Genomic DNA, 15493 nt, shown 5'->3' with positions numbered 1-15493 from the left:
TCGCGATCCGCGCGGCCTCTAGACGCCGCGCAGCCCGCGACTTCCCTGTCCGCGCGGCCGCTCAGAGCTCCAGCTCGTCGGCCAGGGCGCGAAGGACCGTCGACACCTGCTTGGAGGTGCGGGGGTCGGGGTGTCGTTCGCGGCGATAAGTGCCCTCGAGCCCGTCGAGGAGCTTGATGAGGTCCTCGACGATGACGACCATCTCGTCGGGCTTCTTGCGCATCGCCTTCGACACGCTGGGCGGCGGCTCCAGCAGGCGCACCGACAGTGCCTGGTCGCCCTTCCGTCCCGCGACAATGCCGAACTCCACCCGCTGCCCGGCCTTGAGTGAGGTCACGCCCGAGGGCAGCGCGGACGCCCGGACGTAGACGTCGCCTCCGTCATCCTTGGTGAGGAAGCCGAAGCCCTTCTCCGCGTCGTACCACTTCACCTTGCCTGCCGGCACATCGACCTCGCTCGCGTGAACACGTGTTTGTCGTTGGGGTCGGCGGGAGCGGCGCCCCCGCGTCTCATGACACAGCCCCCGACTCAACGGGGGCCGATCCCAGGGTAGACGCCCGGACCTGCGGCGTTCTACTCCTTAGTGCACTGCACTGCCTCCGAACAGACGGTCAGCGGTAGCGCTCGGGATCGCGAAGGAGCTCGTTCATCGCACCCGACCGGAATCCACGCGGATCGACCTCGGCCACCTCGAACCCCGCCGCGAGGACCGCCTCGACCACCTCTTCCAGCTCGGCTACGGCGGCCGCGATGTCTGAGTCGACCTCGATGCGTGCGGTGTCGCCAAGGTCGCGTACCCGCAGGTTGCGGACCACCATGCCGGCCTCGGTGAGCACCGCGCGCAGCGCGACCTCCGCGTGCTCGACCCGTGCCAGCCGGGCCGGGGTGACGGTGATGCCGTACGCGATCCGGCTGGACAGGCACGCCGCGGCCGGCTTGTCCCAGGTCGGGAGCCCCCAGCGTCGCGACACCTCGCGGATCTGCTCCTTGGTGAACCCCGCGTCCTTCAGCGGCGTCACCGCTCCCCGCTCCGAGGCCGCGCGGATGCCCGGCCGGAACCCGGCCCGCGCGTCGTCGGCGTTCGTACCCGTCGCGACGTGGAGGATGCCGAGCTCACCGGCGACCGGCGTGAGGACGTCGAGGAGCTCTGCCTTGCAGAAGTAGCAGCGGTCCCCGGCGTTCGCGCGGTAGCCCTCGCGGGCCATCTCGTCGGTGTGTGGCGTGAAGTGGCGTACGCCCAGCGACTCCGCGAACTCCCGGGCCGGCGCGAGTTCGGCGTCCGGGAGTGAGGGCGAGATGGCGGTCGCCGCCGCGACGTTGTCGGCTCCGAGCGCACGGACGGCGGCGGCGAGCACGAACGCGGAGTCGGCGCCACCGGAGAACGCGACCATCACCGAGCCCAGCTCGGCGAGTCCGGCGTCCAGGGCGGCCAGCCGACCTTCGAGGACGTGCTCGTCAAGCCAGTACGGGAAGTCCGCGAGGTCGGCGAGTACGACGTCGGCGCCGCCAGCGCGCAGCTCCTCGGCCGGGATGGGCCCAGAAGCCACCCCCAGTGCGAAGGCCCCGGCCGCCCGGGCTCCGAGGACGTCGCCGAGGTGATCGCCGACGTAGATCGTGGCAGCGTGCTCGCGCAGGACCTCGCCCTTCTGCTCGGCCCAGACGCCGCCGATGACCTCGTCGACCTCCAGCCCGAGATAGTCGAGGTGGAGCTTGGCGTGCGGTTGGTTCTTGGCGGTCACGACGAGCACCCGGCCACCGTGCCGGCGTACGGCGGCGATCGCCTCCGCCGCGCCCGGCATCAGCTCGGCGGCTTCGACCGCGAGGTCGGGATACAACTCGCGGTAGAGCGCGACCGCGCCCGCCACCTGTTCAGGGGGGAACCAATGTGCCGCTTCGTGCTCGAGCGGCGGGCCGAGCCGGCTCACCACGAGCTCGCTGTCGATGGGAACGCCGGTGCGTGCCGACACCGCGTCCCATACCGCCGCGATCCCGGGACGGGAGTCGATCAGGGTCATATCCAGGTCGAATCCGACGACCAGCACATCTGAGGCCACCCCTTGACCCTACGGTGCTCGCACAGTGCGACCGATTCACTACTGACGGACGTCCTGATCCGGACGCCCGTGGGGCTGGGGTCAGGGCCGGTCCGGCCGCGCTCAGATCCAGCTGTGGCGGGCGGCGTACCAGCCAAGCTGCAGCCGGGTACGCGTACCCGACAGGTCCATCAGGACGCGGAGCCGGCGCTGCATGGTCCGGGTCGAGATGTCGAGCTGCTTCGCGACCGCCTGATCGGTGAAGCCGGCGAGCAGGAGTGCGAGGATCCGGCCGTCGAGGTCGGTGACCCCGGTGAGCCCGGTGAGCCCGTCGCCCACCCGGTCCGGCGGGTCGTCTCGCCGCGCCACGTCCGCGCCCAGGCGTAGCGGCGCGGCCCGCTCCCACGCCCCCTCGAACAACGCGATCAACCCGTCGAGCAGGCCGCTCTCGTGCACCATGACGGCCCCATGCTGGACCCGGTGGTCCGCCGTTCCGTCGACAGTCATCAGCGGCACCAGGGCCAGCGACCGGTCGGCGATGAGCAGCTTGATCGGGAGCGCGTCGACGACCCGGATCTCCTCGCCGTTCTGGATGGACCGCTCCGCCTCCGCCAACGCACCCGGCTCCTCCAGCAGGGCGCGTTCGATGACCACCTTCATCTCCACGCCGCGCGCGACGGCGGCGTCTTCGGCGGCGTTCTCAGACCAGTGGACGAGGAACGTCGGCGCCGCGACGAACGCCAGCAACTCCCTCCGCGCGCTGTGCTGCAACTGGATGAACCGGTGCCGGACCGCCTCGGCTCCCGCGACCACCTCGACGAGGTCGGCGACCGACCGGGCACGGGCCGCCGTTCGATGCTGCTCGGCGAGGGCGGCCGCCGCCTGCTCGGCCCGCCGTAGCTCCTCGCGGGCCAGCGTCACCAGGGCGCCGAGCGCCACCGTCGGCGACGCCGCGACGTACCGTCCACCATCGGGTCCCACCGTCGGCCGGGACGCGAGGCCACGGATCTCGAGCCGGCGGAGGAAACCGCCGACCTTCGCCGGGGTGAGACCCAGCGCTGGCGCCAACTCGTCGGCGGAGGCGGAGGGCAGGGGCACGAGCGCGAGATAGACGCGTTCTTCGTCGCCGTCCAGTCCGAGTGCCTCGAACATCGCTGCCTCCTCCCACCCCAAGGGCACTGGCAAGTATCAGCCATGTCGGAAACTTGACGCCTGGTACGTATTCAGGCCGCCCTGCCACTTCTGTGATCGTGACGTCATGCACGTCACGCCCGTCACGCGCCGCGCCAACCCGTTCACCGCTCGCCCGTTCCGCCTGGCCACCGCGGTCGCCGCCGTGTCGGCGGTACTCGCCGCTGCCGCGTCTCCCGTCGTCGCGGGCACGGGCCAGGGCAATGGACTGACCTACGGCGGCAGTACCGCCGTCATCGGTTCGGCGAAACCCGCGGCCACGGCGACCGTCACACTCATCACCGGCGACCGGGTCGAGGTCCGTACCGAACCAGACGGACGGCGTTCGGCCGTCGTCCTTTCGGAGGAACGCGATCCGGCCGGTTACCTCACCCGCCGGGTGGGCGAGGACCTGTACGTCGTTCCGGGTTCGGCGGCGAGCCTTCTCGCGCAAGGTCGGCTTGACGAACGGCTCTTCAATGTCACGGGGCTGATCGAGCAGGGGTACGACGACGCGCGCGGCCAGGAGCTGCCGCTGATCGCGACCTACCGCGACGCCCGGACCAGTGCACCGACGCCCGCCGGCACCCGGCGTACCCGATTGCTGTCCTCGATCGGCGCGGCCGCCCTCACCGCGGACAAGCGGAAGGCGGCCGACCTCTGGCGGGACCTCAGAAGCCCGCGCAGCCGTTCGGCGACGTCGATCCGCAAACTGTGGCTTGACGCCAGGGTGCAACCCACCCTTGACAGGAGTGTCCGGCAGATCGGGGCGACGCACGCCTGGGCGGCGGGATACGACGGCACCGGGACGAAGGTCGCGATCCTCGACACCGGATACGACCCGGAGCACCCCGACCTGAAGGGCAGAGTGACGGCGGCCGCCGACTTCACCGACGGCACCGACGGCACCGACGGCACCGACGGCACCGACGCCAGCGACGAGGACGGGCACGGTACCCACGTCGCGTCGATCGTGGGCGGCAGTGGTGCGGCAGCGGGCGGTAGCCGCAAGGGTGTGGCGCCGGGTGCCGACCTGCTGGTCGGGCGGGTCCTTGGACCCTGGGGCGGCCAGGAGTCGTGGATCGTCGCCGGCATGGAGTGGGCCGTCGAGCAGGGCGCCGACGTCGTGAACATGAGCCTGGGTTCGTCGGAGCCCGGCGACTGCACCGATCCGCTCGCCGAAGCCACGAAGCGCCTCACCGCCCAGACCCGGACGCTGTTCGTGATCGCGGCTGGCAACTCCGGCCTGCGCGAAGGGATCGCCTCGCCCGGCTGCGCACCAGGCGCGCTGACCGTCGCGGCGGTCGACCGGTCGGGAGAGACGGCCGGCTTCTCCGCGCGCGGTCCTGTGCTCAACGCCCACACTGTCAAGCCGGACTTGGCAGCGCCCGGCGTGGGCATCATGGCGGCGGCACTGGGTAGCCGGGGCGACAACCACTACGCCGCGATGTCGGGGACGTCGATGGCGGCCCCGCACGTCGCCGGCGCCGCGGCGATCCTCGCACAACGCCGCCCGGAGCTGTCAGCCCAACAACGCAAGGGACTCCTGGTCTCGGCGGCCACCCCCGGAGCGACCAGAAGCGTGTACGCACAGGGATCCGGGGTCGTCGACGTGCCGCGCGCGCTGCGCCAGACCGTGCTGAGCCAGGGCCCCGTCGATCTCGCGACGTTCTCCTGGCCACACGCCAACACCAAGCCAATCACCCGACCGGTGACGTTCGAGAACGTCGGATCCCAGGCCGTCACCCTCGACCTCGACCTCGCGGTCACTGGGCAGGACGGTCGCCCGGCACCGCGCGGCATGGTGTCGCTCGGCGCCTCGAAGCTGACGGTTCCGGCGCGCGGCAGTGCGAGCGTCCAGGTCAGCGTCGACCCGCGGGTGAAGGTGGCCGCGGCGGCGTACGGCGAGTTCGGCGGCCGCCTCGTCGCGCGCGCCGCTGACGGCACCGTCATCACGACTCCGGTCGGCTTCTGGCTGGAGCCGAAAACGGTGAACCTCACAGTGCGCGCGACCGACCGCCAGGGAACGCCGGCCCGCGGCGGGTTCCTCGACGTCCTCAGCGTCGACGTACCCTCCGGCTGGCGGGGCTACCTCGACGGGCAGGACGTGACCTACCGGGTTCGGGCGGGCGCCTACTCTGTCGCCGCCATGGTGCCGAGCCGCGACCCCGGCACGACACTGGAAACCGGCGGCCTCGTCCAGTCAGTGACGTACGCTGGCCGGACCGAACTCACCGTCGACAAGGACATGACGCTCGTCCTCGATGCCCGCAAGGGCCGGCGGGTCAGCGTCAGCGGCGACCGCCCGATCGAACCCAGCGGCGGGTCGCTCGTGTACGGCCGCTGGGGCACCGACTGGGTGGTGTCCGGCGGATACATGACGGGCAGCCTGGTCGAGGATCTCTACGTCGTACCCGACGACACCCGCGTGCGGCGCGGGCACTTCGAACTCGGCACCTACCTGCGGATGTACGCCCCCGACCTCGCGATGCGGGTGGCGGGACCGCGGGGCCCGGCAGTTGATCCCATCGCCATGGAGTGGGGCGAACCGCTTGACGGGGTTGGCGAAACGCCGGTGGTCGACGTCGGAGACGGTACGCCGGAGGCGCTGGCCGCGGCCGACGTTCGCGGGAAGTTCGCGCTGATCCACATCGCTGATCCGTCCGCCGACCGCAACCGCATCCCGCAACTCCTCCGCGACGCCGCGGCGGCGGGTGCCCGTGCCGTGCTCGTCGGCCGGGACGCGCCGGGCCGCTGGAGCTGGACGGTCCGGCCGACGTTCTCCGCCGGCCTCCGAGTGCCCGCGGCACCTGGGCTCACGCTGACCCCAGAAGACGAGCAGATGCTGCGGAAACGCCTCGCCGCCGGACCGGTCCGCCTCTCCTGGACGGCGGTGGCCGACAGCCCGTACGTCTACAACCTGGCGTTCTTCGACAAGGACGAGGTGCGCGGCAACCAGAACCACAAGGTGAGTGCGAAGGACCTCGGCCGCGTCCGCGAAACGTGGTACGCCCCGGGGACGGATGCGCTGGGGTACGCCGACATGCCGGTCGCCTACCGTCCCTGGGACGGGGGAACGGCAGCTCTGGTCGGCGACATCAACCGCGTACGCACGCCGCAGAGCCGCGACATGTACTACACCCCGGGCGACACCGGGTGGCGGCAGATCACCTCCGCCAATCCCATCTGGGGCGCGTCGATGTACGACCCGGTGCGGTCCTTCAAGCCCGGCCAGTCCCTGACGACCAGGTGGTTCAAACACCCCATGCAGACCGGGGTACGCATGGACCGGACCGGCACGCCCCTGCACGTGGCCGAACGCCAGGGCAACCTGATGGGCTTCGAGTTCCCGCACTGGCAGGACTCCGAGCCCGACCACTTCGGTCCCAGGGCCGGCTTCGGTGACATCGCGGGCCTGAAGCTCTACCGCAACGGCGAGCTGATCGGGGAGGGCGACTGGGGTGCGTACGGGCAAGCCGTGGTTGACGAGCCGGCCGCCGACTACCAGGTGATGGTGCGGACGGAACGGATGTTCGCGGGGACGAGCAGCTACCCCGACTGGCGGCTGTCGCTCAGCACCGAAACGACGTTCAGCTTTCGTTCCGGGCGTCCTGCCGGTGAAGACACGGTCGCACTGCCGATCCTCCTGCCTGACTACGACGTCGGGGTCGACGAGTTCAACCTGGCGCCGGCGAAGCCGGACTTCCCAGTGACGCTGACCTTTGCCGGGCAGGCCGACTACGAACCCGGACCGGTCAGCGACGTCAGGGCCTGGTCGTCGTACGACGACGGCGCCACCTGGGTGGAGGCGCCGGCGTCAACCGGACCTGGCGGGTCATGGGTGGCGAAGGTCGACAACCGCCCGGCCAGCGGTGGGTATGTCACGCTGAAGGTGTCCGCCAAGGACAGCAACGACAACGGCGTCGAGCAGGTCGTGGAACGCGCCTATGGCGTGAGCACGAGTCCCTTACCACCAGGGTGATCGAGCCGCAGCCGGTCAGAGTCGATGCTGAACTGCACAGTGCCGTCAAGCACCGCGAGGACGATCTGCTCCAGCCGCGCAACGTCGGGTTGACAGGCCCTCTTGGTGGTGACGATCGGGCCGAACTCGATCGTCTTGCCGACAACGGCGGCCGGCCCGCTGAGCTGGTTGCACCCGGTGGAACCGGTGACCTTGCCATCGGAAAAAACAAGGAACGCCTTGGTCGTGCCGGGAACCGACGATGCCGTCTCACCATCGATGAGCGTGTCGACCTGCCAGCGGGTCTTCTCCAGTGGCAGGTCAGGCCGAACGACCTTACGGTCCAGAAGGGCGATCCGGGTGTTGCCCGATGTCAAGGTCAGCTTGTCACCCTCGAGCCGCCAGCGGGGCTTGGCTTCCAGGAACGACGCCAGCCAGGAATCCTGATCGTGGCGGAAAGGCGGATTGCAGGCCATCTCGGTGGTCAATAGGTCCTCGACGACGAGCGTGCCGCCGGCAAGTTTCACCGGGCTCTGCATGGTGTTGCAGCCGGCGTTGGCGACCAGCCGGCCGTCGTCGGCGAACCACAAGGAGATGCGGGTGCTGCTGACGAGGCGCCACTCCTTGCCGGATTCCGTGACCTGTGTGGAAAGGAATGTCCGGCCGCGTACCAGATCCTCACCTGCGCCGCCATCCGAACCAGTCATCACACTCGCCTGCTCCCCACAACCGACCATTGCGCCAAGGAGAAGGACCAAGGCGAGGCGACCCATCAAGGCGCGCGTTCTCATACCCGTGTCGACGGTTTCGCGCCCGGGATGGTTGCCCGGGTGCGGCCGCATCAGTGGCACCAACCGCTGGCATGACCAGCGGCCCCACATCCGGAGCGGAGGCCGCGAGGAGACTCCCGGACTGGGGCCGCTGATCGATTTCGGGGAGGGGATGGTCCCCGGCAGCAAGTCACGTAGGGCAGTGTGGTTCCGGCCCCGCTCGGGCTTCGCCCGTCGGGCCCGCCCCCACCACTGAGACCGAGCTGTGATGAGGCCCGCCTGTTCAGGCGAGCCGCTTGGTCAACGCATCGCAGAACGCCGGCAGATCGTCCGGCGTACGGGAGGTGATGAGGTTGCCGTCCTCGACGACCTCCTTGTCGACCCATTTCGCGCCGGCGTTCGTCATGTCGGTCTTGATCGAGTGGTACGACGTCATCGTCCGTCCACGCACGATGTCGGCCTCGGCGAGCACCCACCCGGCATGGCAGATCGCGGCGACAGGCTTACCCGCTTCGTGCATCTGCCGGGTGAATCCGACCATCTTCTGGTCGGTGCGTACCTTGTCGGGTGAGTAACCACCCGGAATCACCACCGCGTCGAATTCCTCGGCCCGCACGTCACCTGACGTGCTCTCCACCTTGATCTTCATGCCCTTCTTGCCGGTCAGCTTCTTGCCCGGCGCCATGCCGACAATGACGGCTTCGTGACCGGCGTTCTTGATTGCCTCATAGGGCACCTGGAATTCGGAGTCCTCGAACATCTCGTCGACGAGGAACGCGACTTTCGCCATCGTTGCTCCCTCCCTCAGGCGACAGGCCCTTGCCGAAGCACTTACCCGGGCCAGTGCCACCCATGCGCCGCCACCCCAGCGTCGAGCCCTGCGCAGATGACGAGTAGACCGAGAAACCTCTGACAACCCAGCAAGCTCAGAGCGCGCCGCGACGGCGCAGCATCCCCACGCTCACCAACCCGGCCGGCAGCAACAGCCACAGCGTCACCAGCCGGAACAACGCGACCGCGGGCAACGCCACCCCCAGGCCGACGCCAGTGGCGGTCAGCGCAGCGACCAGGGCGGCGTCGACCGACCCGAGTCCACCCGGCACCGGGATCGCGTTACCCGCCGTACTCCCGAGCAGGAGGACACCCGCGACCGGCAGCAGCCCCAACGTCCCACCGAAAGCGTGCACGGAGGCCCACAGCGCGGTGATGAGTCCGGCCGAGATGAGGGCGGCACCGGCGACGCTCACCGCCGCGCGGCTCGGGCGAGTGGCCATCGCCCGGACCGAGCGGGTGAGCTCCCCGAGCAGGACCCGCACCCGCGCCTCGAGCAGGGCGGATCGGCGTACGACAACGAAACCGGCCACGACCAGCAGTACCGCGCCGCCCACCGCCGCGAGGGCGATCACCGCGCCGTTGCCGTTCAGCACCACCAGGTTGGCACCGGCGGCGAACGCGACCGGCGGGAGCAGGATCAGGGCCAGCAGGAGTTGCACGGTCTGGGCCACCGAGACGGTGCCGATCGACGCCGCGCTTCCGACGCCGGCCCGCCGCAGATACTGCACGTTGACGGCCGCCGCGCCAACGGCCGCTGGCGAGACGATACGGACCAGGCTGCCGGCCACCTGCGCGGCGAACGTACGCCAGAACCGCAGCCGGACGGGGCTCGCCCCCATCAGGTTCAACGCGTTCCCGACAAGGGTGATACCTACCCCGGCGAAGGCGAGCGCCGCCCAACCGGGACGCAGCTGCTCACGCCACAGTCGCAGGTCGATCGCGTCGCGGTTCGCGTACGCGAGCAGGCCGACAAGCGCGGTCACCGCGACCAGCACGAGGACGTGTCGCGGTCGCCACGACAGCCGTACGCCACCAGGTCCGCTCTGCCGGGCGGCGGTCGCGCCGTCGCGGTCGGCCGGTGTGGTGGGGTCCGGGGTGGTGGGGTCCGGGGTGGTGAGGTCTGGTGTGGTGAGGTTCGGTGTGGTGAGGTTCGGCACTGAACTGTCGGTCGGCGCTGAGACGGTCGCCGACCCGGCGGGCATGGTGCGGCCCGGCACGCCAGTGGGTCGCGCGGCCCGCTGCCGCGGCGTCGAAGCCAGTATGGTCACCGGTCACCTCCCATCCCGATCGCACTACTTCCGACAACACTGCTGCTGACAACACTTCCGGCGACTCGCATGTCGATCCGATGCCCCCGTGGCGACGGCAGTCGCGTCGGGGGCAGTCGCGTCGCCGCCGGCGAGGGCCGCCCGCGCGCTCGCTGTGCCGTACGCCGCCTCCGCACCGCGAGCCTGACGAGCTTCACGGCGAGGAGGACGCCGACCCCGAGGACGACTGCGTACCCCACCAGCCCGAGCGAGCCCCTGATCTGATCAAGCTGGGTGCCGGCCAGGGCACCCGCGCCAGCGTACAAAGCGGACCATCCGACCCCGGCGACGGTGCACCAACGGATGAACCGGCCGAACGGGTACCGCATGGTGCCGGCGATCACCGGCAGCATCGCGTGGACGAACGGCACGAACCGCGCGACCAGGATCGCCCGGCCTCCCAGACGTTCGAGCGTCTCCGCGGCCTTCACCCAGCGGTGCTCACCGAGCCGCTGTCCGAGCCGGCTGGAGCGCAGCCGCCCGCCGAACCTCCGTCCGAGCGCATAACCGATCGACTCTCCCAGCAGGGAGCCCACGAGACCGGCCAGCAGGATGGCGACGAAGCGCCCCGGCGTGGTGGCGGTGGTCCCGGCGACCAGCAGCACCAAATCACCCGGAATGACCAACCCGATGAAGAGCGAGGTTTCGAGGGCGACGGCGAGAAGGGTGAGGCCGACCAGGACGGCAGGGTGGAGATCCATCAGCATGCCGTGGAGTTCAGTCAAGGTGCCGGCCACCGGCATGCGTCTCCCCGTTCATTCGGTCGGACCGGGTGGTACCGGTCCCTCTTTCATGTCCGTACTCACCGTGCCGGTTCCCGCCAGCCGGGCACATCGGGGAACGGCCGGTGATCGACCCTGGCCGCTCCTCGGGGTTGTCCGGGGTTTCCCCGAGCCCGGCTGCGCAGTGCCGCATTTCACCCGGCTTGCGCGCCGCTCTACGGTGGAAGGGATGCCCAGAAACGGCCCCGAGCCCACGACTCTTCCTGACCTGCTCCGCGCGCTCACCGACGACGAGCTCGTGGAGCTGTTCCGTGCCCGGCCGGACCTCGTGACGCCGTTGCCGTCCGACATCGACCAGCTCGCCGTCCGGTCGGAGACCCGCAGCTCTGTGGCCCGGGTACTCGACCGCCTTGACCGGGCCGCGCTCGCGGTGATCGAAGGACTGGCCGTCCTGCCGAAGCCGGTGACGTCCGCCACCCTGAAAGCGCTGCTCGGGTTCACCGAGACCCGGCTGCGCGCTGCCCTCCGCGACCTTCGCGCGCTCGCCCTCGTGTGGGGCGCAAAGGACTCACTCGCCATCCCGCCGGTCGTGACCGAACTCCTCGGCCCGCATCCGGCCGGTCTGGGTCCACCGGCCCGCGACCCCGAGCTCACCGATCCGGGCACCATCGCCAAACTCCTCGACGAGGCGGGTCCGGAAGCGCGGTCGGTCGCCGAGCGGCTCGCCGCCGGACCGCCGGTCGGCATCGTCTCCGACGCCGACCGTCCCGTCACCGTCGAGTCCGCCCGCAGCCCGGTCGAGAAGCTCCTCGCCCGCGGGCTGCTCGTCGCGATCGACGCGCGCACCGTCGTACTCCCCCGCGAGATCGGCCTCCACCTGCGGGGCCGGCTCTATCCGCAGTCCGAGCTGGCCCCGCCACCCCTCACGGGCACCACCCGGGATCCGGCTCTGATCGACCGGACCGCCGCCGGCACCACCCTTGAGGCGGTACGCCGGATCGAGCAGCTGCTCGACGCATGGGGCGCCGATCCGCCGTCCCTGCTCCGCGCCGGTGGCCTCGGTGTCCGGGACCTCCGCCGCGCGGCCACCACGTTGGACGCGGACGAGGCCACCGCCGCGTTCTTCCTCGAATGTGCCTTCGCCGCCGGGATGCTCGCCGCCGCGGAGGACGACACCTGGCTGCCGACTCCCGCGTACGACCTGTGGCTCGCTCTCGATCCCGCCAAGCGGTGGGCGCGCCTGGCCGAGACCTGGCTGACGATGACGCGGGTGCCCCACCTGATCGGCACCCGGGACGAGCGCGACCGGCCGCGGTCCGCGTTGGCGCCGGAGACCGACCGGTCCGTCGCACCGAAGGTTCGCCGGCTGGTCCTGGCCGCGCTCGACGAGGCCCCGCCCGGCACCGCTCCGACCGTCGACGCGGTGCTGGCCTGGGTAGGCTGGCGGCGCCCCCGCCGGATGACGGCGTTCGTCCGCGACCTGGTCCAGGCCACGCTGAGCGAGGCCGCTCTCCTCGGGGTGACGGGGTTGGGCGCGCTCGCGAGCCACGGGCGGGCCCTCCGTCTCGGCGAGGACGCCGCCGCCGCACTCGGACCACATCTGCCCGAGCCCGTCGACCACGTACTCCTCCAGGCCGACCTCACGGCAGTGGCGCCCGGCCCGCTCCAACCCGACCTGGCCCGCTCCCTGGCGGCGATGGCCGACGTCGAGTCCCACGGTGGCGCGACCGTCTACCGCTTCAGCCCGGTGTCGGTACGCCGGGCGCTGGACGCGGGCCGCACCGCCGCCGAACTCCACGACCTGCTCGCCCGGCATTCGGCGACGCCAGTACCCCAGCCACTGTCGTACCTCATTGACGACGTGGCCCGCCGGCACGGCCACCTTCGCGCGGGCACCGCCACCGCCTACCTTCGCTGCGACGACGAGTCCATCCTCGAGGCGATCCTGGTCGACCGGCGTACCACCCCGCTCGGACTGCGCCGGATCGCTCCGACCGTCGTCGTGTCCCGCCAGCCGTTGCGCGCGGTCGTCGACGAGCTGCGGGCGCTCGGCTACAGCCCGGTCCCGGAGACACCCGACGGAGCTTTGTTGCTGTCAGAGAAGCGGGTCGGGCGTACCACCGAAATCCCGCAACGGGCGACTGCGAGTGGGCCACGCGAACCCGAGCCCGAGGTACTCGCCGCGGCTGTGCGAGCCGTCCGCGCTGGCGATCGGGCCCGCGCGAGCAGGCCTGAAGGCGTGGTGATCGGGCAGCTTCGTCGGACCGCATCGGCGGAAGCGATCGAAGTTCTTCGGGCGGCGCTGGCAGGTGGATGGTCGGTCTGGATGGGGTACGTAGACCAGCAGGGGGGCGTACGTGACCGCATCGTCGATCCGGTACGGATCGACGGAGGTTGGCTCACTGCGTATGACCATGCCGCGGGCGAGGCCAGGACGTTCGCTCTCCACCGCATTACCGGAGCCGCGCCGGTCGACTAGGGTGTCTGCGGGCCTGCGTCGGCCGAACTGGAGGAGGCCTGAGTCGGGCATGGCAAAGCGCAATGCACAGGGAACCACGCTCGGCCGCCGCCTCGGGCGGGCCTTCGTGGTGATGCTGTCGACGGCGACCCTTGGAATGGCTGTGCTCGCCGGATGGTTCGGGCTCGGCGACCAGGCCACCTCGGTCACCAGCTCGACCGCCGCCACATCGCAGGCGTCCGACGGCACCTCCGACGACCAGACCCGCCCGCCCACAAATCGCGCGTCCCGTAGCAAGGACCGCCCGCCTGTCTCGACCGCCTCACCCACGCCGACGGTTCAGGCCACCTCGGCCACCCCGCAGGCGACACCTGAGGTCACACCAAAAGTCACGCCCGTCGTCATCAAGGAGCGGGGTTCGGGCAAGCTGGCTGTCGCGGCCGGGCATACCGCACGCTTCGGCCGGGGCGACCTGGTGCGCTACCGCGTCGAAGTCGAAGAAGGCCTGCCGTTCGACACCGCCGAGGTCGCCAGCTTCGTCGACAAAACCCTCAGCGACCCAAGGAGTTGGGCGGCCGCCGGCATGGCGACGTTCGAACGCGTCGACAGCGGGAACGTCGACCTGTCGATCGTCATCGCCAGCCCGGCGACGACCGACAAGATGTGCCTGCCCCTCGACACCATGGGCGAACTCTCCTGCCGGATGGGCGACCACGTCGCGATCAACGCCAAGCGGTGGGCCAACGGCGCGGCGGCGTTCGGCGATGACGTGACCAACTACCGGCATTACGTCGTCAACCACGAGGTCGGCCACGCGCTCGGCAAAGGACACCTCGGCTGCCCGTCACCAGACAAGCTGGCGCCGGTGATGATGCAGCAGACCAAGGGCGTCGGGCGCTGCCAGGCGAACCCCTGGCCCCTGCCATCCGAACTCCCCAGCCACTGAGGCTCGCTCCGGCGGGCAAGACCCGGCGCGTCGAGGGTGGCATGCGTCGTCTCACATTCGTGGAGATTCCGGGGTGCAATTACACCCCGGAGTTTCCACGGTCTTACTGAAGTCCAGCGGATGTAAGACCAGTTCGCGTCCTCGCGCGCCAGGTCCTCAGGTCCCCGCGAGCCAAGTCGTCACCAGGCAAGGCGAATCCAGCGTGCGTCCTCGGGAGATACCGCGAGGCCTATTCAAATGCCCTCGCCAGCGCATGGTTATTCCGGATCGTCGGAACGAAGTTGATCAGCGGCGGGCTATTCGGCCGCCGGCAGCGGCGAGCAACCGGATCCGGGACCGTTGATCAACTTCGCCGGACCGGTGGACCATGATCATGAAGACTTTTCGTCGCTATATGACCAAAATCCTTCATGATCCTCGAAGGCGCGGCCTCATGTCTCACGTACCGGACGGTCGGCCGTTCGCACCTCACGCGCCAACTCCCCACCTCACGGCGTCAGGTGAGCTGACCTGCGACGAGGGCGGGGAGTTCGGCGATGCTCTCGATCACGTACGTCGGAGGGTGGTCGAGGTCCGCAACCATGTCGCGGCTGGTGACGCCGGTGAGGACGAGCGCGGTCGCGACGCCGCCGCGACGGCCCAGCTCGATGTCCGTACCCACCCGGTCCCCCACGATCACAACCTCCCGCTCCGAGCAGCCGAGCGCCTCCAACGCGGCAGCCAGCATGAGCGAGGACGGCTTCCCCGCGACCGCCTCGACGCTGTGCCCAGTGGTGGCTTCCAGCGCCGCGATGATGCCGCCACAGTCGGGTACCTCACCGCCTTCCACTGGACAGGTCGGATCGGGGTTCGTGGCGACGAAGCGGGCGCCCGCGCGGATCGCCCGGAACGCCTCCAGCCAGGTGGCGTACCTGAACGTCCGGTCGAACGACGCGACGACGACCTCCGCCTCCTCACCGCGGTCGACGATGTTCGCGCCAGCGGAAGTGAGCTCGGTACGGAGGCTGTCCTCCCCGAGGAGCAGCACCCGGGCGCCGGGTGTGTGCGCGCGAAGCCAGCGGGCCATGACCGCTCCCGACGTGAGGATGTCGGTCGGCTCCGTCGGAATGCCGAGTTTCGAGAGGCGTTCGGCGTAGGACGCGGCGTCGCGGAGCGGATTGTTGGACACGAACAGGACGCGTACCCCGGCCGCCCGGACCCGGGCGAGCGCATCGACCGCGCCGGGGAAGGGGACGCCGGAGCGGTACACCGTGCCGTCCAGGTCACAGATCACCGCACGGTAGCCCGTCACG

At 70.4% G+C, this 15493-nt stretch carries 11 protein-coding genes; 3 read left to right on the top strand and 8 right to left on the bottom strand.

The window, feature by feature from the left end:
* Nucleotides 1-61 precede the first annotated feature (61 nt).
* From B141_RS0125760 to B141_RS0125750, 3 genes are all read right to left on the bottom strand, one after another.
* Nucleotides 62-445, bottom strand: a complete 384-nt coding sequence (locus tag B141_RS0125760; RefSeq protein WP_020578072.1) for a cold-shock protein — start codon at nucleotides 443-445, stop codon at nucleotides 62-64.
* A 166-nt stretch (nucleotides 446-611) separates the two neighbouring features.
* Nucleotides 612-2054 (bottom strand): ATP-dependent sacrificial sulfur transferase LarE, encoded by a 1443-nt coding sequence (larE, locus tag B141_RS0125755; RefSeq protein WP_026257582.1) that lies wholly within the window; start codon nucleotides 2052-2054, stop codon nucleotides 612-614.
* Between the two features lie 102 nt (nucleotides 2055-2156).
* On the bottom strand, nucleotides 2157-3185 hold the full coding sequence (locus tag B141_RS0125750) for a helix-turn-helix domain-containing protein (RefSeq protein WP_020578070.1): 1029 nt from the start codon (nucleotides 3183-3185) through the stop codon (nucleotides 2157-2159).
* Between the two features lie 106 nt (nucleotides 3186-3291).
* Between B141_RS0125750 and B141_RS0125745 the strand changes: the two genes are divergently transcribed.
* On the top strand, nucleotides 3292-7185 hold the full coding sequence (locus B141_RS0125745; protein ID WP_020578069.1) for a S8 family serine peptidase: 3894 nt from the start codon (nucleotides 3292-3294) through the stop codon (nucleotides 7183-7185).
* Here the strand turns inward: B141_RS0125745 and B141_RS42735 are convergent.
* The 4 genes from B141_RS42735 to B141_RS46090 form a co-directional block, all read right to left on the bottom strand.
* Nucleotides 7149-7871, bottom strand: a complete 723-nt coding sequence (locus tag B141_RS42735; protein WP_169512972.1) for an META domain-containing protein — start codon at nucleotides 7869-7871, stop codon at nucleotides 7149-7151. The genes B141_RS0125745 and B141_RS42735 overlap by 37 nt on opposite strands.
* 346 nt (nucleotides 7872-8217) lie before the next feature.
* Nucleotides 8218-8724 (bottom strand): type 1 glutamine amidotransferase domain-containing protein, encoded by a 507-nt coding sequence (locus tag B141_RS0125735; protein ID WP_020578067.1) that lies wholly within the window; start codon nucleotides 8722-8724, stop codon nucleotides 8218-8220.
* A 136-nt stretch (nucleotides 8725-8860) separates the two neighbouring features.
* The gene (locus B141_RS0125730; RefSeq protein WP_020578066.1) at nucleotides 8861-10036 is read right to left on the bottom strand and encodes a lysylphosphatidylglycerol synthase transmembrane domain-containing protein; all 1176 of its coding nucleotides are present in this window, start codon (nucleotides 10034-10036) and stop codon (nucleotides 8861-8863) included.
* Nucleotides 10033-10812: a DedA family protein gene (locus B141_RS46090; protein ID WP_157181277.1), complete on the bottom strand. Its 780-nt coding sequence runs from the start codon at nucleotides 10810-10812 to the stop codon at nucleotides 10033-10035. The genes B141_RS0125730 and B141_RS46090 overlap by 4 nt, the downstream gene beginning before the upstream one ends.
* Before the next feature lie 214 nt (nucleotides 10813-11026).
* Between B141_RS46090 and B141_RS0125720 the strand changes: the two genes are divergently transcribed.
* Nucleotides 11027-13276 carry a helicase-associated domain-containing protein gene (locus B141_RS0125720; RefSeq protein ID WP_020578064.1) on the top strand — a complete coding sequence of 750 codons (2250 nt, stop codon included), beginning with the start codon at nucleotides 11027-11029 and terminating at the stop codon, nucleotides 13274-13276.
* A 49-nt stretch (nucleotides 13277-13325) separates the two neighbouring features.
* The gene (locus B141_RS46860) at nucleotides 13326-14201 is read left to right on the top strand and encodes a DUF3152 domain-containing protein (RefSeq protein ID WP_020578063.1); all 876 of its coding nucleotides are present in this window, start codon (nucleotides 13326-13328) and stop codon (nucleotides 14199-14201) included.
* Nucleotides 14202-14697: 496 nt separating this feature from the next.
* On the opposite strand, the gene B141_RS0125710 is transcribed toward B141_RS46860, so the two are convergent.
* Nucleotides 14698-15492, bottom strand: a complete 795-nt coding sequence (locus tag B141_RS0125710) for an HAD-IIA family hydrolase (protein ID WP_020578062.1) — start codon at nucleotides 15490-15492, stop codon at nucleotides 14698-14700.
* Nucleotide 15493: the final 1 nt, after the last annotated feature.

Origin of the sequence: Actinopolymorpha alba DSM 45243 (assembly GCF_000373925.1) — a bacterium.
Lineage (GTDB): Bacteria > Actinomycetota > Actinomycetes > Propionibacteriales > Actinopolymorphaceae > Actinopolymorpha > Actinopolymorpha alba.
This window is presented reverse-complemented; position numbering and strand designations above follow the sequence as displayed.

Excerpts from the sequence above, each read along its gene's own strand:
- B141_RS0125720 (WP_020578064.1), top strand. The coding sequence starts at position 11,027 with ATGCCCAGAAACGGCCCCGAGCCCACGACTCTTCCTGACCTGCTCCGC.
- B141_RS0125735 (WP_020578067.1), bottom strand. The coding sequence starts at position 8,724 with ATGGCGAAAGTCGCGTTCCTCGTCGACGAGATGTTCGAGGACTCCGAA.
- B141_RS46860 (WP_020578063.1), top strand. The coding sequence starts at position 13,326 with ATGGCAAAGCGCAATGCACAGGGAACCACGCTCGGCCGCCGCCTCGGG.
- B141_RS0125750 (WP_020578070.1), bottom strand. The coding sequence starts at position 3,185 with ATGTTCGAGGCACTCGGACTGGACGGCGACGAAGAACGCGTCTATCTC.
- B141_RS42735 (WP_169512972.1), bottom strand. The coding sequence starts at position 7,871 with ATGACTGGTTCGGATGGCGGCGCAGGTGAGGATCTGGTACGCGGCCGG.
- B141_RS0125745 (WP_020578069.1), top strand. The coding sequence starts at position 3,292 with ATGCACGTCACGCCCGTCACGCGCCGCGCCAACCCGTTCACCGCTCGC.